The organism is Streptomyces sp. CBMA152 (genome assembly GCF_014596475.1).
Classification (GTDB): domain Bacteria; phylum Actinomycetota; class Actinomycetes; order Streptomycetales; family Streptomycetaceae; genus Streptomyces.
The window spans coordinates 745,512-766,255 of record NZ_MECJ01000029.1 but is presented as its reverse complement, the minus strand read 5'-3'; the positions used below and the strand labels follow the sequence as shown (position 1 = coordinate 766,255).

Below are 20,744 nucleotides of genomic sequence, written 5' to 3'. Positions count from 1 at the left end.
AATCGTTTCGCATGTGTCCTCCGCCACAAGTGTCAGGGGTTCATAAGTTGCCGCACCCCCGCCGCGCGGAAAGCATTGAGAAGTGAGCGACGCAACGGTGGACGACCAGCAGCAGGCGCCCGTGACCGAGGGCGCGTACCTCCGCTTCCCGCATCTGCACGACGACTTGATCTGTTTCGCCGCCGAGGACGACCTGTGGGTCGCGCCTCTGGTCCCGGCCGGCCACAGCCCGTCGCGGGCCTGGCGGGTCACGGTCGACCGCACCAAGGTCAGCCACCCTCGCTTCTCCCCCGACGGCAGCCAGATCGCGTACACGACCTGGCGCAGCCTGGACCCCGAGATCCATCTCGCCCCGGTCGGCGGCGGCCCGGCCCGGCGGCTGACCTACTGGGGCTCCTCCGACACCCGGGTCTGCGGCTGGACCCCCGACGGCCACATCCTGGCCGTCTCCTCGCACGGCCAGCCCTTCTCGTACTTCTCCTGGGCCTACAGCGTCCCCACCGACGGTTCCCCCGGCGGGCGGCTGCCCTGGGGGCCGGTCTCCGACATCGCGGTCGCCGACCTCGACGGCGAACGCCGCACCCTGCTGCTCACCGGCAAGCCCCCGCACGAGCCCGCCGCCTGGAAGCGGTACCGGGGCGGCGCCATGGGCCGCCTGTGGCTGCACGGCGAGCGGCTGCTGAAGGACATCGGCGGCCATATCGAGTCGGTGATGTTCGTGGCCGGGCGGATCGCGTTCCTCTGCGACCACGAGGGCGTCGGCAACCTCTACTCCTGTCTGCCCGACGGCTCCGACCTGCGCCGCCACACCGACCACGACGAGTACTACGCCCGGCACGCCTCCTCGGACGGGCGGCGGGTGGTCTACCAGTGCGCGGGCGACCTGTGGGTCGTCGACTCGCTCGCCCCCGACGCCGCCCCGCGCCGCCTGGACGTCCGCCTCGGCGGCCCGCGCGCCGGCCGGCGCACCTACCAGGTGCCCGCCGCCAACCACGTGGACGGGATCTCGGTCGACACCACCGGCCGGGCCAGCGCGGTCGTGGTGCGCGGCAGCCTGTACTGGCTCACCCACCGCGACGGCCCGGCCCGCACGATCACCGACACCGCGGGCGTACGGGTGCGGCTGCCGGAGATGCTGGGCACCGGCGGGCAGGTGGCGTATGTGACGGACGCGGACGGCGAGGACGCCGTCGAGATCGCGTATCTGCCCAGAGCCAGCGGCGACCGCGAACCCAGACGGCTGGCCTCCGGGGAGCTCGGCCATGTCCTGGAACTTCTCTCCGACTCGGACGGTGAGCGTCTGGCGATCGCCTCGCACGACGGCCGTCTGCTGCTGATCGACGCGAGCGAGGAGTCCAACGGCGAGGTCACCGAGCTCATCCGCTCCATCAACGGACCCGTCCGCGACCTGGCGTTCTCGCCCGACGGCCACTGGCTGACCTGGTCGCACCCCGGCATCGGCCGCTCGCTGCGCCAGATCAAGATGGCCCGGATCGCGGGTCCCGGCGCGCGGGTGATCGTGGACGTCACCAACGGCCGCTTCGAGGACGAGAACCCGGTCTTCACCCGGGACGGCCGCTATCTGGCCTTCCTCTCCTGGCGCGGCTTCGACCCGGTCTACGACGTCCACACCGGCGACCTCTCCTTCCCGCTGGGCTGCCGCCCGTATCTGGTCCCGCTCTCCTCGGCGACCCCGTCGCCCTTCGCGCTGCTGCCGGACGGGCGCCCGGCGGCGGGCGGGCTCGACCCGCTCGACGAGAACGGCGACGGCACGGTCACCGTCGAAGTGGAGGGCCTGGAGAGCCGGGTGACGCCGTTCCCGGTCTCGGCCTCCAAGTACTCGGCGCTGTGTCCGGTCTCCGGCGGCGGCCTGGTGTGGCTGCGCTGGCCGATCTCGGGCGCGCTCGGCGAGACCTTCGCCAACCCGGCGGACACCTCGGGCCGCCCGACCCTGGAGCACTTCGACATCACCAAGGCCCGCAAGACCGAACTCGTCGACCACCTCGACTGGTTCGCGGTCAGCGGCGACGGCAGCCGCCTGGTCGTCGTCGACGACGGCGATCTGCGGGCGGTGCCCGCCACCGAGTCCGGCGACACCGACTCCACGGTCTACCTGGACCTGCGCCGCATCCTGCACGAGGTCGACCCGCCCTCCGAGTGGCGCCAGGCGTACGCCGAGGCGGGCCGCGTCATCCGCTCCTACTTCTGGGAGCCCGACATGTGCGGCATCGACTGGGACGCGGTCCTCGACCAGTACCGCCCGCTGGTCGAACGGGTCGCCTCCCCCGACGAGTTCGCGGATCTGCTGCGCGAGGTCCTGGGCGAACTGGGCACCTCGCACGCGTACGTGTCGGCCGCGCGGCGCAACGAAGGCCCGCCCCACTACCAGCGCCCGCAGGGCCTGTTGGGCGCCAACCTCGTCCCCCGGGAGGACGGCTGGATGGTCCGCCGCATCCTGCCCGGCGACTCCTCCGACTCCAAGGCGCGCTCACCGCTCGCGGGCACGGGCATCCGCGAGGGCGCGGTGCTCACCCATGTCGACGGCCGCCCGGTGGACCCGGTGACGGGCCCGTATCCGCTGCTTGCGGGCGCGGGCGGGACGACGGTGGAGCTGACGTTCCAACCGGCGGAGGGCGAGGGCAGATCGAGACGGGTGGCGGTGGTCCCCCTGGTCGACGAACGCCCTCTCCGCTACCAGGACTGGGTGGCCAAACGCCGGGCGGTCGTACGGGAGTTGAGCGGCGAGAAGTGCGGCTATCTGCACATCCCGGACATGGGCGGCTCGGGCTGGGCCCAGTTCAACCGGGACCTGCGCCTGGAGATGTCCCGCCCGGCGCTGATCGTCGACGTACGCGGCAACGCGGGCGGGCACATCAGTGAGCTGGTGATCGAGAAGCTGACCCGCAAGATCCTGGGCTGGGACCTCACCCGGAACGCCCAGCCGGTGTCGTACGCGTCCAATGCGCCGCGCGGTCCGGTGGTGGCGCTGGCCGACGAAGCCACGTCCTCGGACGGCGACATGATCACGGCCGCGTTCCGGCTGCTGCGGCTCGGGCCGGTGGTCGGGCAGCGGACGTGGGGCGGGGTGGTCGGGATGACCGGGCGCCATACGCTCGGCGACGGCACGGTGATCACTGTGCCGATGAACGCGGCGTGGTTCGACCAGTACCACTGGTCGATCGAGAACCACGGCGTCGAGCCGGACCTGGAGATCCTGCGGACGCCGCTGGACTGGGCGGAGGGGCGGCATGCGCAGCTGGACGACGCGGTGCAGCTGGCGCTGGATCTTCTGACGGGCGATCCGGCGGCGGTCCCGCCGGACTACACGAACACCCCGGACCGACGTCGCCCCAAGCTCCCGCCTCGCTGAGCCCCACTCCCCGCCGGGCTGCGCAACCCGCTTGGACCCCCACCCCACCCCTTCCCGAAAGCCTCCGGCGGTGTCGTTCGGCTGCGGACCGGCGGGGGCTGGTCGCGCAGTTCCCCGCGCCCCTGTGGGGCACGCACGAAGTGACGCACCCCCGCGTACCGGGGTGCGCCACTTCGTACGGCTGCGCGCAGGCGTTACACGTCGTAGTCCATGTCCATGCGGTCCTGGGCCTCCTGCTGCGCCCGCTGGGTCTCGTCGTTGCCCTTGGCCTTGCTGCGGAGCTTGTCCTGGGCCTGCTGGCCCCGCTGCGGCGCGTCCTGCTGTGCCTTCTGCTTCGCCTGCTGCGCCTTGTTCTGCATCTCGTCCTTCATGCCCATGAGGTGTTCTCCCGTGAATGGGTGAGGGGGTTGGACCTCGACCAGCGTGGCACGCAGGGACACAGCACGCATTTCGGTCGATTACGGCCGGTGACGGACCACCCGTTCCTCCTCGTCGGCGGCCCCACCGGCCCCCACGAGCCCCCGCCCGACCCCCGCGAGCCGGGGCTCGAAGCGCCGCATCTCGCGCTGGCCCACGGCCCCGATGACCGACGGCAGATACCCCCGCACCGACTGCATCCCCCGCAGCCACCACTGCGCGTACACATGCGAGGAGCGCCGCTCGATGCCCGCCACGATCCGGTCGACGGCCGGGCCCAGCGGATACGTACGGTTGGACGGCCACGGCAGCCGCTGCCGCAGCTCGCGCATCACCTCGTCCTGGTCGGCGCCGCGCACCATGTCCGTGTCGGTCCAGGACAGATACCCGACCCCGACCCGTACGCCCTTGTAGCCCACCTCGGCCCGCAGGCTGTGCGCGAACGCCTCCACGCCCGACTTGGACGCGCAGTACGCCGTCATCATCGGCGCCGGAGTGATCGCGGCGAGCGAGGCGATCTGCAGGAAGTAGCCCCGGCTCTCCATCAGTACGGGCAGGAAGGCGCGGGCCGTCACCGCGCCGCCGATCAGGTTGACCTCGATGACCCGCCGCCACGCCTCGGGGTCGGAGTCCACGAACGGTCCGCCCGACGCGACGCCCGCGTTGGCGACCACGATGTCGACCTTGCCGAACCGCTCCTTGACCTCGCCCGCGACCCGCGCCATCGCCTCGTGGTCGGTGACGTCCGCGAACCAGGACTCCGCCTCGGTGTGCAGCCGCGCGGCCACCCGCTTCAACTCGTCCGGCTCCAGGCCGACCAGCGCCACCTTGGCGCCGCGCGCCGACAGTTTGCGGGCGAGCAGCTCGCCCACTCCCCGGGCGGCTCCTGTGACGACCGCGACCTGTCCTTCAAGGCTCACCCTGCTCATACCAAGTCCTCCTCGACCGTCGCGGTCACCGTCACATACGTACGAACCAGTTCACGGATGCGTTCCGTGACCACCTCCGGCGCCTCGACCGGAGTCATGTGCCCGACGCCGGTGAGCTCGGTGAGCCCCGCGCAGACGGGCAGCGCGGCCGCGAGCCGCCGGGCGTGCACGGGCGGGGTCAGCCGGTCGGCCGTCCCGGCGATGACGGCGGTGGGCACCCTCAACTCCCGTACGAGACCGTCCAGTTCGAGCCCGCTCAGGACCTGCGACCAGGCGTACCGGGGACCCCGGCCGCAGCCGTGCACGATCCTGGCGCACGCCTCTATACGGTCGGGGGCGGCCCCGGGCCCCATCGTCGCGTAACGAAGGACCTTCTTCCCTAGGGGCGTGACCGGGCCGAGCGGGGCCTTCGAGCCGAGGACGGCGTGGGTGAGCCGGGTGCGCACCCGCCCCGCCCGCAGCGGCACCACCAACGACTCGGCCACCAGCCGCGAACTGCCCGTACTGCACAGCAGCACCGCCGCCGCGTGCTCACGAAGCCCCGGCCGCCGGGCGGCCGCCATCAGCGTCATCCCGCCCATGGAGTGCCCCGCGAGCACGGCCTTCTCGTCCGGCGCGAGCGTCGCGGCGAGCACCGCCTCCAGGTCGTCGGCGAGCGCGTCGGTGGAACAGACGGCGTGCGCGGGCGTACGTCCGTGGCCGCGCTGGTCGTACGCGATCACCCGGTGCTCCCCCGCCAGCGCACGGATCTGCGCGGCCCAGAAGGCGGTCGAGCAGGTCCACCCGTGCGCGAGGACGACGGCCGGGGCATCCTCGGCTCCGTGCACCTCGACGTGCAGCCGGGCGCCGTCGGCGGAGACGGCGGTGAGCGTACGGGTGGGGGTGGGCGGGGCGTAGGGGCCGGTGGTGACGTAGGGGGTGCGGACGGGACTCATGAGGCCACCGCCTCGGGGGTGTTGGGCTTCCGGCGGGGTGTACGGGACTTGGCGGGCGCGGGCTCGTCCGTGGACTCGGCGGCCCTGGCCCGGATCACCTCGTACTCCCCGAGATCGACCGCACGGGTCTCCTTGCGGAACTCGCCGGTCGTGCCGGGCCAGATGGTGGTGTTGCGGCCGCTCGGGTCCAGGTACCAGCTGGTGCAGCCGCCGGTGTTCCAGACGGTCCGCTTCATACGTTCCTGGACGCGGCGGTTCCAGGCGCCGACGGCGGAGGGCCGGGCGCCGAGGGCGACGCGCCCGCCGAGGACGTTCAACTGCCGCAGATAGTCGGCCATGTAGTTGAGCTGCGACTCGATCATCAGGATCATCGAGGAGTTCCCGAGCCCGGTGTTGGGCCCGATGATCGTCATCCAGTTGGGGAAACCGGCGGCGGTGGCGCCGCGCAGCGACTCCATGCCGCCCTTCCACGCCTCGGCGAGCGTGTGCCCGTCGGCGCCGACGACGCGGTCGGCGATCGGCATGTCGGTGACGTGGAAGCCGGTGCCGAAGACGATCGCGTCGACCTCGGTCTCGGTCCCGTCGGCGGCGACGAGGGTGGACCCGCGTACTTCACCGAGCCCGGAAGCGACCAGGTCGACATTGGGCTTGGCGAGCGTCGGGTAGTACTCGCTGGAGAGCAGGATGCGCTTGCAGCCGATCCGGTAGTCGGGGGTCAGCTTGGCGCGCAGGGCCGGGTCCTTGATGGCCCGGGCCATGTTCCGCTTGGCCAGCGACTCGACGAGCCCCAGCTCATTGGGCCGCTTGGTGAACGCGCTGACCTGCAACTCCCGTATCCCCCACAGCAGTCCGCGCCGCGCGGCCCCGGTGAACGGCAACTGGCGGTGCAGCCACCGCTCGGGCGCGCTGATCGCCCGGTCGACGCGCGGCATGACCCAGGGCGGGGTGCGCTGGAAGAGGGTGAGGTTGCGGACCTGGGGCTGGATGGCCGGGACGATCTGAATGGCCGACGCCCCGGTCCCGATCATGGCGACGCGCTTGCCGCGCAGGTCGTAGTCGTGGTCCCAGCGGGCGGAGTGGAAGACCTTGCCGGGGAAGGTGTCGAGCCCGGGGATGTCCGGGATCTTGGGATCGGAGAGGGGCCCGGTGGCCGACACAACAACATCGGCGGTGATGGTGGTCCCATTGGCGGCCTCGATGACCCACCACAGCTGCTCACTGTCCCACCGCATCATCGTGACCTCATGCCCGAGGCGCAGATGGGGCCGCAGCCGGAAGACGTCGGCGACATGCTCCAGATAGGCCCGGATGTGCCGCTGCCCGGAGAAGGTACGCGGCCAGTCCGGGTTGGGCGCGAAGGAGAACGAGTACAGATGCGACGGCACGTCACAGGCGCATCCAGGGTAACTGTTGTCCCGCCAGGTCCCGCCCACGGAGTCGGCCCGCTCAAGGACCACGAAGTCGGTGATCCCTTCCCGCCGCAGCCGCACGGCGGCCCCGAGCCCCCCGAACCCGGATCCGATCACCGCGACGCGAACGTGCTCGTGGTCGCGCTCGCGTTCATGGTCGCGCTCGTGCTGGGCCATGCCACCGCCTCCATGCCGTTTGTCCGTGCGTAGCGACTCTGCCAGTAATCACTGGCACAATTGGGAGAGTAGAGCAGCGGCATACCGAGCGGTAGGGGTTCGGACGGGGAAAGTTACCGGCGGTACAACATAGGCTGGCGAACGTGACAGACGGAGGAGCAGGCGCGGGGGACGGTGGCTCCGCCACGGGCGGCGGCACCGACCCCGCCGCGGGCGCCCACTCCCGCCCCACCACCCCCCACCCCGCTGTGGGCAGTCGTTCCGCTGGGGCGGAACGGGTGGGCACAGCGGACGACGGCCTGCAGCCGAACGGGGGGTCCGGGGGCGGAGCCCCCGCCGGGACCGAGGCCCCCCGCACCTCACAGAACCCCGCAGTCGACCCCGCCCGCACCCCGCCGGGGCCCGTCGACCCCGCCCCGCCCCGCGAGTACCGCATGGACGAGCTCGCCGCCAAGGCCGGCATCACCGTGCGCACCCTCCGCTTCTACCGCGAGCGCGGCCTCATCCCGCCGCCCCGCCGCGAGGGCCGTATCGCCTGGTACGACGACCACCACCTGGCCCGCCTCCGCACGATCACCGCGCTACTGGAGCGCGGCCACACCCTCTCCGGCATCGCCGACCTGACCGCCGCGTTCGAGTCCGGCCGGGACGCGGGCGAGGCGCTGGGCCTGGTCGAGCCGACCGAGGAGACCCCGGTCCGCCTGACCCCCGAGGCCCTCGCGGACCACTTCGCGGGCGAGGTGACCCCGGAGAACCTGGCGGCCGCGCTCGACCTCGGCTATCTCGCCGTCGACGGCGAGGAGATCGTCCACATCAGCCGCCGACTGCTCGACGTCTCGGCCGCGCTGGTACGCGAGGGCGTCCCGCTGGCGGCGGTCCTGGCGGCGGGCCGCGAGGTCCGCACCCACGCGGACGCCCTGGCCCGCCTCTTCCTCACGCTGCTGCACGCCCACGCCCCCGACCAGGACATCGCCACCCTGCGCCCGCTGGCCAAGAACGTGGTCGAGGCGGAACTGTCCATGGCCCTGGACCGCCACATGGCGAAGGGTCCGGCCGAGGGACCGACCACGTAACCCCCGTACGCCTACAGCGCGTACACCTCGTACGTACGCCTGAAGCTCGTACGCCTACAGCTCGTACGCCACAGTGACCGGCGCATGGTCGCTCCACCGCTCCCCATGGCTGGCGGCCCGCTCCACGAACCCCTTGACCGCCCGCGCGGCCAGCCCGGGCGTGGCGACCTGGTAGTCGATGCGCCAGCCCGTGTCGTTGTCGAAGGCGCGCCCGCGGTAGGACCACCACGAGTACGGGCCCTCCTCCTCGGGGTGCAGCCCGCGCACGACGTCCACGTAACCGGCGTCGCTCCCGGCCCCGTCGCCGAGTTCGCCGAAGACGCGGGACATCCACTCGCGCTCCTCCGGCAGGAAGCCGGAGTTCTTCTTGTTGCCGCGCCAGTTCTTGAGGTCGGCCTCGCGGTGGGCGATGTTCCAGTCACCGCAGACGACGACCTCGCGCCCGTCGGCGGCGGCCCGTCCGCGAAGTTCCTTCAGATACGGGAGGAACTCCCCCATGAACCGGCACTTCTCGTCCTGCTTCTCCGTACCGACCTCGCCGGAGGGCAGGTAGAGGCTGGCGACGGTGACGCCGGGCAGGTCCGCCTCGACGTACCGGCCGCTGCCGTCGAACTCCGCGCTCCCGAACCCGACCCGTACGCGCTCGGGCTCGCGGCGGGTGTAGAGCGAGACCCCGGCCCGGCCCTTGGCCGCGGCGGGCGCGTGCACGACGTGCCACCCCTCGGGCTCGCGTACGTCGGCCGTCAGCTGCTGCGGCTCGGCCCGTACCTCCTGGAGGCACAGCACATCGGCGTCGGTCCCGGCCAGCCACTCAAGGAAGCCCTTCTTGGCAGCGGCGCGGAGCCCATTTACATTCACAGAGGTAACAGTGAGCACCGGGGCACCATACCCACCCGGTCATCGTGATCGTCTGCATAGAAGTACGCTGGAACGCATGGATATCCGCACCCTCGGGTACGACCACCCGGACGCCATCAAGCTCAACGACCAGGTGCAGCTCGAATACATCGAGCGCTACGGGGACGACGGCGACGCCACACCGCTCGACGCCTCGATGTTCGTACCCCCGAACGGGCTGTACCTCATCGCGTACGACGCGGACGAGCGCCCGATCGCCACCGGCGGCTGGCGAACCCAGGACAAGAACGACGAAGGCTACTCGGACGGCGACGCCGAGCTGAAGCGCATGTACGTCATCCCGGAGGCGCGCGGCCTGGGCCTGGCCCGCCGCATCCTCGCCGCCCTGGAAGCCGACGCCCGCGCGGCCGGCCGCACCCGCATGGTCCTGGAGACCGGCAACAAGCAGCCGGAGGCAATAGCCCTCTACACCTCGACGGGCTACACCCCCTGCACCAAGTTCGGCCACTACCGCGAATACCCGAGCAGCCGCTGCTACGCCAAGCCGCTTGTGTGAGACGGAGCCCACACCCCAAGGGCGCCCACCGGGGCGGCCCTTGGGGCCCTCTCGCCCGTACGGCCGTCTGTCTGGACACATGTGAAAGAGCCCCTGCCGGATTTCTCCGACAGGGGCTCTTCCCTGTTGTTGTGGACCTGAGGGGATTCGAACCCCTGACCCCCTCGATGCGAACGAGGTGCGCTACCGGACTGCGCCACAGGCCCTTGCAACGGGTGAAACATTAGCACCCCGATCGGGGTGCTTGGAAATCCGATCCCCGCTGGTGGGCGAGACGGGCGTCACTCGTTGGCCGCGCGGGGGCGGTCCTGCTCCGCGTACTGGTCGAAGAGCGGGGTCCGGCGGCGACTTGGGGACGTGCGCTGACGGGGTGCCGGAGCGGCCGGGGCCGTCGGGTCCGCGGTGGAGGAGCGGGCCGAGGACCAGGTGTCCGGGGCACCCAGGTCGATGCTGCCGGTGGCGCGGGGGGCGACCGGGGCCGTCACGTACGTCGGGAGCGGCACCGGGACCGGCTCCCAGCTGTCGCCGCGCTCGGGGCCGCGCTCGCGCTGCTGGTCGACCCACTCCGCGTGGTCGGTCTGCTCGACCAGCGCGCGCCGGTCGGCCTCCTGCGGGGAGACCACGGGCTCGGGCTCGGGCGCCGGGTGGAGCTCCGGCTCGTCCTCGGTCTCCGCCACGGCGGCGGGCTGGCGGCGCGGCTGGCGCTCGCGCAGCCGCTGCGCGGCGACCTCGGCCCGGCGCCGGTCCATGACGAACGCGAACCGCCGCCGCTCGCGCGCCCGCAGATGCACGATGTACGCGCTGAGCAGTACGGCCGGGCCTGCGGGCGCCCACAGGAACTCAAGGCCGCCCACGGCCGCCACGACCGTGCCCAGCGTGAAGGCGAGGAAGAGGATCACCGTCGTACGCCGGCGGCGCGCCAGGACCGCGCTGCGCCGGGCGCGGCGGGCGCGTTCGGCGGCATCGGCAGGTCGTTCGGTGCGCCGGCGCCCGGCATCCTGCCGCGCGCCCTCGGGCCGCTCCTCGCTCCGGCGTCCCGCACCCGTCCGCTCGTCCCGGTGCTCCCTGCCGGATGCCCGGTCCTCGCCCCGGGAGGAGTCCTCTTGGCGGGCGGCGGCCTCGGAGGACGCCGTCTCCTCCCGCCGCGCACCCCCCGTGCCCGTCGGGTGCGTCCGGGGCACGTCGAAGTCCCGGACGTCGGCGCCGCTTGCGGGGTCCCCCAGGGACTCCGTGGGCGCGTCCGGGTCGGCGTCGGGTGCGATGGCGCCAGAACCTCGCTGCCGCAGCTCCTTGGCGTACCGGCGCTCCATGGCAGACCGTCCGGACAGCAGCCGGATGGCAGTGCTGAAGCGTTCCGTCGGACGGGCTTCGTTGAGCTCGTCCTGCCTGCGGAGCCACATCGGCACCAAGTAGGCGGCCCAGGCCCCGACGATGACTGCGTAGATGAGGCCGCTGCTGCTCACACCCCACACGGTAGAGGGACGGGCCCGACGGGATACGCCAATTGAGCCGGTGTGTCGCACGATCTGGCTGATATCACTGGCTTTTTTTGTGATTCTTCAGATCGGTTCGGTGGAACGAAACAAACGTAGGCAATCGAATTCGAACGTATATTTCATTTCTCGTGGTGGGCCCGGCGCGCCTGCTTCCACCTGTGCAGCAGCCCCTCCGGCACCTCTTCCGCCGTCAGCGCGTACACCAGATGGTCCCGCCATCCACCGTCGATGTGGAGATAGCGCGGGCGCAGGCCCTCCTCGCGGAATCCGAGTTTCTCCACCACCCGCCGGCTCGGCCCGTTCTCGGGCCGAATGCAGACCTCCATACGGTGCAGTCCGACCGTACGGAAGCAGTGGTCGGTGGCGAGCGCGACGGCCGTCGGCATCACGCCCCGGCCCGCCACGTCGCGGTCGATCCAGTACCCGACGTGCCCCGAGCACATCGAGCCCCAGGTGATCCCGGCGACGGTCAACTGGCCGACCAGGCGGCCCTGGTACTCGATCACGAACGGCAGCATCCGGCCCGCGTTCGCCTCGGCGCGCAGATGCCGGACCATCTGCCGGTACGTGGGCCGCTGGGCGGCCGGGGCGCCCGGCACCGGCGGCGGAATGGTCGCTTCCCAGGGGCGCAGCCACTCGCGGTTGCGCCGGTTCACCTCGCGCCAGGCCCGTTGGTCGCGCAGCTTTATGGGGCGGAGGACCACATCGCCGTCCGCCAGCTCGACCGGCCACGATGGGACGTTCAGCTTGGGCTCCCCGTGGGTCTGGGGTGGTCGCCGCCCCGGATCTGGTCGACGGCGTGCGTCAGCAGCCGCCCGAGGACCGCCAGGCCGTCGCGTACGCCGCCGGTGGAGCCCGGCAGGTTCACGATCAGGGTCCGGCCGCCCGCGACCCCGGCCAGGCCCCGCGAGAGCGCGGCGGTCGGCACCTTCGCCAGGCCCTCGGCGCGAATCGCCTCGCCGATGCCGGGCACTTCGTAGTCGATGACGCGGCGGGTGGCGTCGGGGGTGCGGTCGGTGGGCGAGATGCCGGTGCCGCCGGTGGTCACGATGACGTCGTACGCCTGCGCGACCCCGGCCCGCAGCGCTTCCTCGACGGGGTCACCGTCGGGCACGACCCGGGGGCCGTCGACCTGGAAGCCCAGTGCCGTGAGCCCTTCGGCGACCAGCGGGCCGCCCTTGTCCGCGTAGACCCCGGCGGAGGCGCGGTTGGAGGCGGTGACCACGAGGGCGCGGTAGCCGGAGGGGGAACCGGTCACGGCGTGCCCCCGTCCACCCCGGGGCGGGCCCAGTCGCCCGACTTGCCGCCCGTCTTCTCCTCGACCCGGATGTCCGTGATGACGGCCGCCTTGTCCACGGCCTTCACCATGTCGACGACGGTCAGCGCGGCCACCGACACGGCGGTCAGCGCCTCCATCTCGACGCCCGTGCGGTCGGTCGTCTTCACCGTCGCCAGGATCTCCACCGCGTCGTCGGCGAGCGCGAGGTCCAGCTTCACCCCGGAGACCGCCAGCGGGTGGCAGAGCGGGATCAGGTCCGGGGTGCGCTTGGCACCCATGATCCCGGCGATCCGGGCGGTCGCCAAGGCGTCGCCCTTGGGGACGCCCTCGCCACGCAGCAGCTCCACGACGCGCGGCGAGACGAGCACGCGTCCGCTCGCGCGCGCGGTGCGGACCGTCACGTCCTTCTCGGAGACGTCGACCATGCGGGCCGCGCCCGCCTCGTCGATGTGGGTCAGCCTGCCTTGCGTACTCATGGTGTGTGGCGCTCCCGGTCCGGCCTGTGTGGGCAGACACGCTACCGCCACCCCGGCCCCCTCAGCCGAGCAGGATGACCTCGACCTCCGTGCCGGGCTCCGCCGATGTGACGTCCTCGGGGAGCACGATCAGGCAGTCCGCCTGCGCCAGGGCCGCGATCAGATGCGATCCGGAGCCGCCGACCGGCGTCACGGTGGCTTCGTCGGCGTCGTACGTACCGCGCAGGAACTGGCGCCGGGCCGCCGGGGACGACAGCGGCTTGTCGGCGCTGAGCACGGCACGCGCGCGTGGCCGGTGCACGTCCGGCAGGCCCATCAGGGTGCGGATCGCCGGGCGTACGAACAGTTCGAAGGAGACGTACGAGGAGACCGGGTTGCCGGGCAGGGCGAGCAGCGGGGTGTGGTCGGGGCCGATCGAGCCGAAGCCCTGGGGCTTGCCGGGCTGCATGGCGAGCTTGCGGAAGTCGATCCCGCTGCCCGGCTCGTCCTCGTCGCCCACCGAGGACAGCGCCTCCTTGACCACGTCGTACGCGCCGACGCTGACCCCGCCCGTGGTGACCAGCAGATCGGCGCGGATCAGCTGGTCCTCGATGGTGGCGCGCAGGACCTCGGCGTCGTCGGTGACCGCGCCGACCCGGTAGGCGATGGCTCCCGCCTCGCGCGCGGCGGCGGCGAGCGCGAAGCTGTTGGAGTCGTAGATCTGGCCCTGGCCCAACTCCTCGCCGGGCTGGACGAGTTCGCTGCCGGTCGACAGGACGACCACGCGCGGGCGCGGGCGTACGGTGACGCTGCCGCGGCCGATGGCGGCAAGGAGGCCGATCTGGGGCGCCCCGAGCACCGTCCCGGCCGCGAGGGCCAGGTCGCCCGCCTGGACGTCGCTGCCACGCGCGCGTACGTGCGCTCTCGCCTCGGCGGGGCGGTGCACCCGGACCTCGCCGCCGGCGCCCTCGGGCGCGGCGCCGGCGGGGCGCATGGTGGTGGCCGGGCCCCCGCCCGTACCGCCGTCGGTCCATTCGACCGGGACGACGGCCTCGGCGCCGGGCGGCAGCGGGGCGCCGGTCATGATCCGGGCGGCCTGACCGGGACCGACGGCGGGCAGCTCGCCGCTGCCCGCGGCCACGTCGCCGATCACCGTGAGCACCGCGGGGAACTCCTCGCTGGCGCCCGCCACATCGGCGACGCGCACCGCGTACCCGTCCATCGAGCTGTTGTCGAAGGGCGGCAGGGCGACCGGCACCGTGACGTCCTCGACCAGGACGCAGCCCTGGGCGTCGGGCAGTTGCAGCTCGATGGGTTCGAGCGGCTTGACGGCGGCGAGGACGTCCTCCAGGTGCTCGTCGACCGACCAGATCGTGTTGCTCACGGTGCCTGCATCTCCTCGGTGACATAACTGCGAAGCCAGGCCTTGAAGTCCGGGCCCAGGTCTTCACGTTCGCACGCGAGTCTGACAATGGCGCGCAGATAGTCCCCGCGGTCGCCGGTGTCATAGCGGCGGCCCTTGAAGATCACACCGTGCACGGGGCCGCCGATCTTCTCGTCCTCGGCCAGCTGCTGGAGCGCGTCGGTGAGCTGGATCTCGCCGCCGCGGCCCGGCTCGGTCTGGCGCAGTATCGCGAAGACGGCGGGGTCGAGGACGTATCGGCCGATGATCGCCAGGTTGCTCGGCGCGTCCGCGGGCTCGGGCTTCTCCACCAGGCCGGTGACCCGTACGACGTCGCCGTGGCCGGTGGGCTCGACGGCCGCGCAGCCGTACATCTGGATCTGGTCGGGCTCGACCTCCATCAGGGCGATCACGCTGCCGCCCTCGCGCTCCTGGATCTCGACCATCCGGGAGAGCAGCGGGTCGCGCGCGTCGATGAGGTCGTCGCCGAGGAGCACCGCGAAGGGCTGGTCGCCGACGTGCGGCGCGGCGCACAGCACGGCGTGGCCCAGGCCCTTGGGGTCGCCCTGGCGCACATAGTGCATGTTGGCGAGGTCGCTGGACTCGCGGACCTTGGCGAGCCTGGCCTCGTCGCCCTTGCGGGAGAGGGCCTCTTCGAGCTCGTAGTTGCGGTCGAAGTGATCCTCCAGCGGACGCTTGTTGCGCCCCGTGACCATCAGGACGTCCGAGAGACCGGCGGCGACCGCCTCCTCGACCACGTACTGGATCGCGGGCTTGTCGACGACCGGCAGCATCTCCTTGGGCGTGGCCTTGGTGGCCGGCAGGAACCGGGTGCCGAGGCCTGCCGCCGGAATGACAGCCTTGGTGATCCGTGGGGGCGACTGAGTCATGCGCAGCACACTAACCGCTGCGTATGGGCGGAAGATTATCCTCCGGTTAATTCGCTCTCATAAACGGTCATTTGAGGGGATTGTGAAAAACACTGTGAGTGATGGTGCAGCCGAAAAGGCCCTCTTGCGCGGGGAACTCCTGGGTGTCCGGCGCCTTCTGACGGACGACGACGTCCGCGCGGCGGGCGAGGCCCTGGCCCGCCGGGCGCTGGCACTTCCCGAGCTCGCGGGGGCCACGACGGTGGCCGCGTATGTCTCGGTGGGGCGCGAACCCGGCACGCGCGCGCTGCTCGACGCACTTCGCACGCGGGGCATCCGCGTCCTGCTCCCCGTACTGCAATCGGACAATGACCTGGACTGGGCGGAGTACGAGGGCGCCGACCGCCTCGTACGGGCCGCTCGGGGACTCCTGGAGCCGACCGGCACCCGCCTCGGCCCCGCCGCCGTCCTGGAGGCCGACACGGTGCTGCTGCCCGGCCTCGCCGTCGACGCGCGCGGGATGCGGCTCGGCCGGGGCGGCGGCTCGTACGACCGGGTGCTCGCCCGGATCGCGGCCGCCGGGCACGACCCCGCGCGCGTGGTGCTCCTCTACGACGACGAGGTGGTCGCCCGGGTCCCGGAGGAACCGCACGACCACCCCGTTCACGCCGTGGTCACCCCGAAGGGGGTGACCCGCTTCACGGCTTCAGAGTGAGCTTGTCCACCGTCGCGGTGTCGACCGACTTGGCGGTGTACGACCAGTCCAGCTGCTCGCCCTTGGCCCACTTGGAGGTCTGGTCCGAGTAGTGCGCGCTGTAGGCGTGGCCCGAGGCACCGGTGAGGTTGATCCACTTCGACTTGTCGAAGTCCTTCAGGTTCACCACCATCCGCATCGACGGCACCCAGGTCACTCCGTAGTCGCCGCCTCCCGCGTTCCAGCCGGTGGCGTTGACCGCCGCCTCGCCGCCGCCCAGGTTCCACGGGCCGCGGTTGAGGAGGTACTTGACGATGCCGGGCCCGTCGGTGCCGAGCGTCTGGTTCTTGAGCATCAGCTGGTGCAGCCGGCCCCAGCTCCAGGTGGTGACGTCCTTGCCGAGCTTGGCCGTCAGCTCCCAGCGGGCGTCCTTCATGGCGCGCGCCAGCAGCTGGTCGCGGGTCGTGGTGGCCTTGTCCAGACGGCTGCCCGGCGACTGCCACCAGACGTTCTTCTGGTCGGGGAAGATGCGGCGCACCACCTCGAACCAGCGGTCGCCGCCGTCCGGCTGCGCCGAGTCCGCGTCGCGCTCGCCGCACTCGCGTACGCGCGCATTGGGGTCGTCCACCGGGCCGGAGCCGACCGGCGGAAGGACGTACAGGCACTCGCCCTTGACCCGGAGCTCCTTCGGGAGCTTGTTGCCGAAGGCCAGCTTGAGGACGTTGCGCCAGACCGCGTTGAAGTAGGCGGCGGCCCCCGAGTCGGACTCCTGGGTGTAGTCCCAGCCCTCAAGGAGCTTCTGGGCCTCCCGTACGGCCGGGTCGGACACGTCGATCTTCAGCAGAGCGGGCGTCAGCAGCGCGGCGATCTCGCTGCTGTTGTCCATCTGCATCTTCTGCATGTCCTCGGTGGAGATCTTCCCGCCGTCCTTGGTCTTCGACTCGATGAGGTCGTTGATCCGCTGGCTGCGGGTGCCGTAGCCCCAGTCCTTGGTCAGCAGGTACGGGTACTTCTTGTCGTCGACGACGGCCTGGTTGGCGGTGACGATGTAGCCGCGCTTGGGGTCGTACTCGTAGGGCAGCGCGTCGAAGGGGATGTACTTGTTGTTCCAGCTGTACTTGGAGTCCCAGCCGGGGGCGGGCATCGTGCCGTCGACGCCCTTGGCGCGGATCGGGATCCGGCCCGGCGCCTGGTAGCCGATGTGGCCCTTGGTGTCGGCGTAGATCAGGTTCTGCGAGGGGACCTCGAAGTCCTTGGCGGCCGCCCGGAAGGACTTGAAGTCCTTGGCGCGGTCCAGCTCGAAGACGGCGTCCATGGACTTGCCCGGGTCCAGGGCGGTCCAGCGCAGCGCCACCCCGTATCCCTCGCCCCGGTCGGGCGCGGAGGTGGTCACCGGGGCCTTCTGACCCACCTTCTCCAGCTCGTCGTTGCGGTCGGAGACCAGCGGACCGTTGTTGGTCTCGCGCACGGTGATCGTCTTGCTCTTGCCGCCCGCGACCTTGATGACCTCCTCACGCGTCTTGAGGGCCACCTGCTGGTTGTCGAGCGTGTAGGTGTTGCCGGAGATCTTCTCCAGGTACAGGTCCGTCACATCGGCGCCGAGGTTGGTGAACCCCCAGGAGACGTCCTGGTTGTGGCCGATGACCACGCCGGGCATCCCGGAGAACGTGTAGCCCGCCACGTCGTAGCCGCAGGTCGCGGAGACGGTCCGGCAGTGCAGACCCATCTGGTACCAGAGCGACGGCATCATCGGCGCCAGGTGCGGGTCGTTGGCGAGCAGCGGCATACCGGTCGTCGTGTACTTGCCGGAGACGACCCACGAGTTGGAGCCGATGCCGCTGCCGTTGGGGCCGAGCAGCGCCGGGATCTTGTCGAGGTTGTCCGAGAGCCGCGCGAGCTGCGTCTGCGCGCCCTGGGTCGCCCCGTCGGGGGTGCCCGCGAGGGCGGTGCCGGTGCCCGGCTCGCGGTTCGGGTCGTACTTGCCGGTGGTCTTGTTGAGCGAGCCCTGGTCGACGATCGGCCGGTGCGTGGCCGTCGGGTACGGCGGATACAGATCCTTGATCTGCTGCGGGCTGAGCCGGCTCGTCATCAGCGAGCGGTCGATCTCGTCCTGCATGTTGCCGCGCAGGTCCCAGGCCATCGCCTTGAGCCAGGCCACCGAGTCGACCGGCGTCCACTGCTCGATCTTGTAGTCGTGCACGAAGTCCAGCGCCGCGTACTCGACCGAGATCTCCTTGGGGCTCTTGCCCTTGAGATACGCGTTGACACCGGCGGCGTACGCCTGGAGGTACTTCTTCGTCTGCGGTGACAGCTTGGTGTCGTACTCCTGCTGCGCGACCCGGCGCCAGCCGAGAGTGCGCAGGAAGGAGTCCGTCTCGACCTGGTCCTTGCCGAACATCTCCGAGAGCCGGCCGGAGGTCATGTGGCGGCGGACGTCCATCTCCCAGAACCGGTCCTGGGCCTGGACGAAGCCCTGGGCCATGAAGAGGTCGGTGTCGCTGTCCGCGTAGACCTGCGGCACTCCGTAGTCGTCGCGCTTGACGTCGACCGGGCCCGACAGGCCCTTGAGCTGGATCGACCCCGTGGTCTGCGGGAACGAGGCGCGCACGGTGCTCACGCCCCAGTAAGCGCCGTACCCGACACCCGCTACGAGCGCCAGCACCAGGACGATCAGGAGGAGGCGGGCGCGGCGTCCCTTCTTCCTGACTTTCGTCTTGGCGGAAGGGGCGGTTGTGTTGGCGGGCATCGCTGTCCTTCGAGGGGCAGGGTGGTCCTAGGTGCTGGAGCAACCATAGGCGCAGCCACTGACAGCCCCGGACGCGGTGTCTTTTATGAGCATCGGACCGCCGTCTTATGAGCGTCGGACCGCCGTCGCCGTACAGCCGTGCGTAAAGAACTCGTCAAAGATTAGGTAAGGTAACGAAGTACCAGGTGGTCGAAGAAACGTTCCGGCGCCTGTACGTGAGGGCGCCCGACGGCGCGTGAGGGGAAGGATCGGCCACTGACTGTCCACCATCTCAACGAGCTCCTGCTCATCTGCTCGCTCGTCCTGCTCATCGCCGTCGCGGCGGTGCGGATCTCCTCGCGCAGCGGGCTCCCGAGCCTGCTCCTGTACCTCGGCATAGGCGTCGCGATAGGGCAGGACGGGATCTTCGACGTCAAGTTCGACAACGCCGAACTGACCCAGGTCATCGGCTACGCAGCCCTGGTGGTGATCCTGGCCGAAGGCGGTCTGGGCACCAAGTGGAAGGAGATCCGTCCGGCCCTGCCGGCGGCGATCGTGCTGTCGATCGTCGGTGTCGCGGTGAGCGTGGGGGTCACCGCGGCCGGTGCGCACTATCTGGTCGGGCTCGAATGGCGGCAGTCACTGATCATCGGCGCGGTGGTGTCCTCCACGGACGCCGCGGCCGTCTTCTCCGTGCTGCGCAAGGTGCCGCTGCCCTCGCGGATCACCGGCGTCCTGGAAGCCGAGTCGGGCTTCAACGACGCCCCCGTGGTCATCCTGGTCGTCGCCTTCTCCACGCCGGGTCCGGTGGACTCCTGGTACCTGCTGGCCGGGAAGATCGCCCTTGAGCTGGCCATCGGCGCGGGCATCGGGCTCGCGGTGGGCTGGCTCGGCTCCTGGGGACTGCGGCACGTGGCCCTGCCCGCCTCCGGCCTCTACCCGATCGCCGTGATGGCCATCGCGGTGACCGCGTACGCGGCGGGCGCCATGGCCCACGGCTCCGGCTTCCTCGCCGTCTACCTGGCCGCGATGATCATGGGCAACGCCAAGCTGCCGCACTGGCCCGCGACGCGCGGCTTCGCCGACGGGCTCGGCTGGATCGCCCAGATCGGCATGTTCGTGCTGCTCGGCCTGCTGGTGACCCCGCACAAGCTCGCCGGCGACTTCTGGCCCGCCGTGATCATCGGCCTGGTCCTGACGATGGTGGCGCGGCCCCTTGAGGTCCTGGTCAGCCTGCTGCCGTTCAAGATGCCGTGGCAGGAGAAGGCCCTGATGTCCTGGGCGGGGCTGCGCGGCGCCGTACCGATCATCCTGGCCACGATCCCGATGGTCTCCGGGATCGAGGGCAGCCAGCGGGTCTTCAACATCGTCTTCGTCCTGGTCGTCGTCTACACCCTCGTCCAGGGCCCGACGCTGCCCTGGCTCGCCCGCAAGCTGCGGGTCTCCGAGACCGAGGCGGCCTCCGACCTGGGGATCGAGTCGGCGCCGCTGGAGCGGCTGCGCGGCCATCTGCTGTCCGTGGCGATCCCGGACGAGTCGAAGATGCACGGCGTCGAGGTGCACGAGCTGCGACTGCCTCCGGGCGCGGCGGTGACGCTGGTCGTACGGGACTCGAAGAGCTTCGTACCGGGGCCCACGACCGTGCTGCGGCGCGGCGACGAACTGCTCGTCGTGGCGACGGATCCGGTACGGGACGCGGCCGAGGCGCGGCTGCGGGCGGTCGGACAGGGCGGCAAGCTGGCCGGGTGGCTGGGAGCGGGCGGCGCGGGCGCCTCGGGCCGCTAGGACGGCCGGGGCCTTGGGCGGCTGGGCCTGTGGGGGCTCTCGGCCGGTGGGGCGCTGGGCCGCCTGGGGTCGCCCGGGTCGCTGGGGCGCCGGGGGCTGGGCCGCCGGGTGGCGTCGTCTCGCGTCCATCGAATCAGGGAACAACCGGGCGAAGATCCGGTTAATCACAGGTGTGATCTCGGCCATCTGCGCGCTTTCTCAGGCGCAGATCCGATTCCCCCTGTAGCATGAAGGCACACCACTGATCGACCAACTCTGCCTGACGCAGAGCTGGCGCGACCGTATGGCGGTCGGAGGCTCTCGCAGTGAGCCCCG

The 20,744-nt window shown here is 71.2% G+C and carries 17 protein-coding genes and 1 tRNA gene; 5 read left to right on the top strand and 13 right to left on the bottom strand.

The features are described 5' to 3' along the window. The first annotated feature begins 82 nt into the window (after nucleotides 1-82). A complete protein-coding gene (locus tag BG418_RS30570) occupies nucleotides 83-3,370 on the top strand; it encodes a S41 family peptidase (protein WP_399000880.1) in 3,288 nt (1,095 codons plus the stop codon). Between the two features lie 194 nt (nucleotides 3,371-3,564). On the opposite strand, the gene BG418_RS30565 is transcribed toward BG418_RS30570, so the two are convergent. The 4 genes from BG418_RS30565 to BG418_RS30550 form a co-directional block, all read right to left on the bottom strand. Continuing rightward, the gene (locus tag BG418_RS30565) at nucleotides 3,565-3,747 is read right to left on the bottom strand and encodes a hypothetical protein (protein WP_188277206.1); all 183 of its coding nucleotides are present in this window, start codon (nucleotides 3,745-3,747) and stop codon (nucleotides 3,565-3,567) included. An 81-nt stretch (nucleotides 3,748-3,828) separates the two neighbouring features. Continuing rightward, entirely contained in the window at nucleotides 3,829-4,716 is an 888-nt protein-coding gene (locus tag BG418_RS30560; protein ID WP_188277205.1) for an SDR family oxidoreductase, read from the bottom strand. Further along, complete coding sequence (locus BG418_RS30555) at nucleotides 4,713-5,651, bottom strand: alpha/beta fold hydrolase (RefSeq protein ID WP_188277204.1); 939 nt, start codon at nucleotides 5,649-5,651, stop codon at nucleotides 4,713-4,715. The genes BG418_RS30560 and BG418_RS30555 overlap by 4 nt, the downstream gene beginning before the upstream one ends. Further along, a complete protein-coding gene (locus BG418_RS30550) occupies nucleotides 5,648-7,237 on the bottom strand; it encodes an NAD(P)/FAD-dependent oxidoreductase (RefSeq protein ID WP_188277203.1) in 1,590 nt (529 codons plus the stop codon). The genes BG418_RS30555 and BG418_RS30550 overlap by 4 nt, the downstream gene beginning before the upstream one ends. A gap of 434 nt (nucleotides 7,238-7,671) precedes the next feature. Here BG418_RS30550 and BG418_RS30545 point away from each other — a divergent pair, with 434 nt between their 5' ends. Next, entirely contained in the window at nucleotides 7,672-8,310 is a 639-nt protein-coding gene (locus tag BG418_RS30545) for a MerR family transcriptional regulator (protein ID WP_188277307.1), read from the top strand. A gap of 54 nt (nucleotides 8,311-8,364) precedes the next feature. On the opposite strand, the gene BG418_RS30540 is transcribed toward BG418_RS30545, so the two are convergent. Next, complete coding sequence (locus BG418_RS30540; protein WP_188277202.1) at nucleotides 8,365-9,186, bottom strand: exodeoxyribonuclease III; 822 nt, start codon at nucleotides 9,184-9,186, stop codon at nucleotides 8,365-8,367. A gap of 58 nt (nucleotides 9,187-9,244) precedes the next feature. Here BG418_RS30540 and BG418_RS30535 point away from each other — a divergent pair, with 58 nt between their 5' ends. Next, nucleotides 9,245-9,724, top strand: coding sequence for a GNAT family N-acetyltransferase (locus BG418_RS30535; RefSeq protein WP_188277201.1), 480 nt, complete (start codon nucleotides 9,245-9,247; stop codon nucleotides 9,722-9,724). A gap of 132 nt (nucleotides 9,725-9,856) precedes the next feature. Here the strand turns inward: BG418_RS30535 and BG418_RS30530 are convergent. The 7 genes from BG418_RS30530 to galU all read right to left on the bottom strand — a co-directional run bounded on the left by BG418_RS30530 (nucleotide 9,857) and on the right by galU (nucleotide 15,246). Beyond that, nucleotides 9,857-9,930 (bottom strand) — tRNA-Ala (locus tag BG418_RS30530). 75 nt (nucleotides 9,931-10,005) lie between these two features. Beyond that, nucleotides 10,006-11,187 carry a gephyrin-like molybdotransferase receptor GlpR gene (glpR, locus tag BG418_RS30525; protein WP_188277200.1) on the bottom strand — a complete coding sequence of 394 codons (1,182 nt, stop codon included), beginning with the start codon at nucleotides 11,185-11,187 and terminating at the stop codon, nucleotides 10,006-10,008. 152 nt (nucleotides 11,188-11,339) lie between these two features. After that, a complete protein-coding gene (locus BG418_RS30520; RefSeq protein WP_188277306.1) occupies nucleotides 11,340-11,966 on the bottom strand; it encodes a GNAT family N-acetyltransferase in 627 nt (208 codons plus the stop codon). Further along, the gene (locus BG418_RS30515; RefSeq protein WP_223185691.1) at nucleotides 11,963-12,511 is read right to left on the bottom strand and encodes a MogA/MoaB family molybdenum cofactor biosynthesis protein; all 549 of its coding nucleotides are present in this window, start codon (nucleotides 12,509-12,511) and stop codon (nucleotides 11,963-11,965) included. The genes BG418_RS30520 and BG418_RS30515 overlap by 4 nt, the downstream gene beginning before the upstream one ends. Continuing rightward, nucleotides 12,475-12,975 carry a cyclic pyranopterin monophosphate synthase MoaC gene (gene moaC, locus BG418_RS30510; protein WP_188277198.1) on the bottom strand — a complete coding sequence of 167 codons (501 nt, stop codon included), beginning with the start codon at nucleotides 12,973-12,975 and terminating at the stop codon, nucleotides 12,475-12,477. Before moaC ends, BG418_RS30515 begins: the two co-directional genes overlap by 37 nt. 61 nt (nucleotides 12,976-13,036) lie before the next feature. Next, on the bottom strand, nucleotides 13,037-14,338 hold the full coding sequence (gene glp / locus BG418_RS30505; protein WP_188277197.1) for a gephyrin-like molybdotransferase Glp: 1,302 nt from the start codon (nucleotides 14,336-14,338) through the stop codon (nucleotides 13,037-13,039). Continuing rightward, nucleotides 14,335-15,246: a UTP--glucose-1-phosphate uridylyltransferase GalU gene (galU, locus tag BG418_RS30500; RefSeq protein WP_188277196.1), complete on the bottom strand. Its 912-nt coding sequence runs from the start codon at nucleotides 15,244-15,246 to the stop codon at nucleotides 14,335-14,337. Before galU ends, glp begins: the two co-directional genes overlap by 4 nt. A 124-nt stretch (nucleotides 15,247-15,370) precedes the next feature. Between galU and BG418_RS30495 the strand changes: the two genes are divergently transcribed. Continuing rightward, nucleotides 15,371-15,940 (top strand): 5-formyltetrahydrofolate cyclo-ligase, encoded by a 570-nt coding sequence (locus BG418_RS30495; protein ID WP_223185552.1) that lies wholly within the window; start codon nucleotides 15,371-15,373, stop codon nucleotides 15,938-15,940. On the opposite strand, the gene BG418_RS30490 is transcribed toward BG418_RS30495, so the two are convergent. After that, nucleotides 15,924-18,665, bottom strand: coding sequence for a penicillin acylase family protein (locus tag BG418_RS30490; protein WP_188277194.1), 2,742 nt, complete (start codon nucleotides 18,663-18,665; stop codon nucleotides 15,924-15,926). The genes BG418_RS30495 and BG418_RS30490 overlap by 17 nt on opposite strands. 255 nt (nucleotides 18,666-18,920) lie before the next feature. Here BG418_RS30490 and BG418_RS30485 point away from each other — a divergent pair, with 255 nt between their 5' ends. Beyond that, a complete protein-coding gene (locus BG418_RS30485) occupies nucleotides 18,921-20,429 on the top strand; it encodes a potassium/proton antiporter (RefSeq protein WP_188277305.1) in 1,509 nt (502 codons plus the stop codon). The last annotated feature ends 315 nt before the right edge of the window (nucleotides 20,430-20,744 follow it).

Excerpts from the sequence above, each read along its gene's own strand:
- BG418_RS30565 (WP_188277206.1), bottom strand. The coding sequence starts at position 3,747 with ATGGGCATGAAGGACGAGATGCAGAACAAGGCGCAGCAGGCGAAGCAG.
- BG418_RS30545 (WP_188277307.1), top strand. The coding sequence starts at position 7,672 with ATGGACGAGCTCGCCGCCAAGGCCGGCATCACCGTGCGCACCCTCCGC.
- galU (WP_188277196.1), bottom strand. The coding sequence starts at position 15,246 with ATGACTCAGTCGCCCCCACGGATCACCAAGGCTGTCATTCCGGCGGCA.
- BG418_RS30490 (WP_188277194.1), bottom strand. The coding sequence starts at position 18,665 with ATGCCCGCCAACACAACCGCCCCTTCCGCCAAGACGAAAGTCAGGAAG.
- moaC (WP_188277198.1), bottom strand. The coding sequence starts at position 12,975 with ATGAGTACGCAAGGCAGGCTGACCCACATCGACGAGGCGGGCGCGGCC.
- BG418_RS30555 (WP_188277204.1), bottom strand. The coding sequence starts at position 5,651 with ATGAGTCCCGTCCGCACCCCCTACGTCACCACCGGCCCCTACGCCCCG.
- BG418_RS30560 (WP_188277205.1), bottom strand. The coding sequence starts at position 4,716 with ATGAGCAGGGTGAGCCTTGAAGGACAGGTCGCGGTCGTCACAGGAGCC.
- BG418_RS30535 (WP_188277201.1), top strand. The coding sequence starts at position 9,245 with ATGGATATCCGCACCCTCGGGTACGACCACCCGGACGCCATCAAGCTC.
- BG418_RS30550 (WP_188277203.1), bottom strand. The coding sequence starts at position 7,237 with ATGGCCCAGCACGAGCGCGACCATGAACGCGAGCGCGACCACGAGCAC.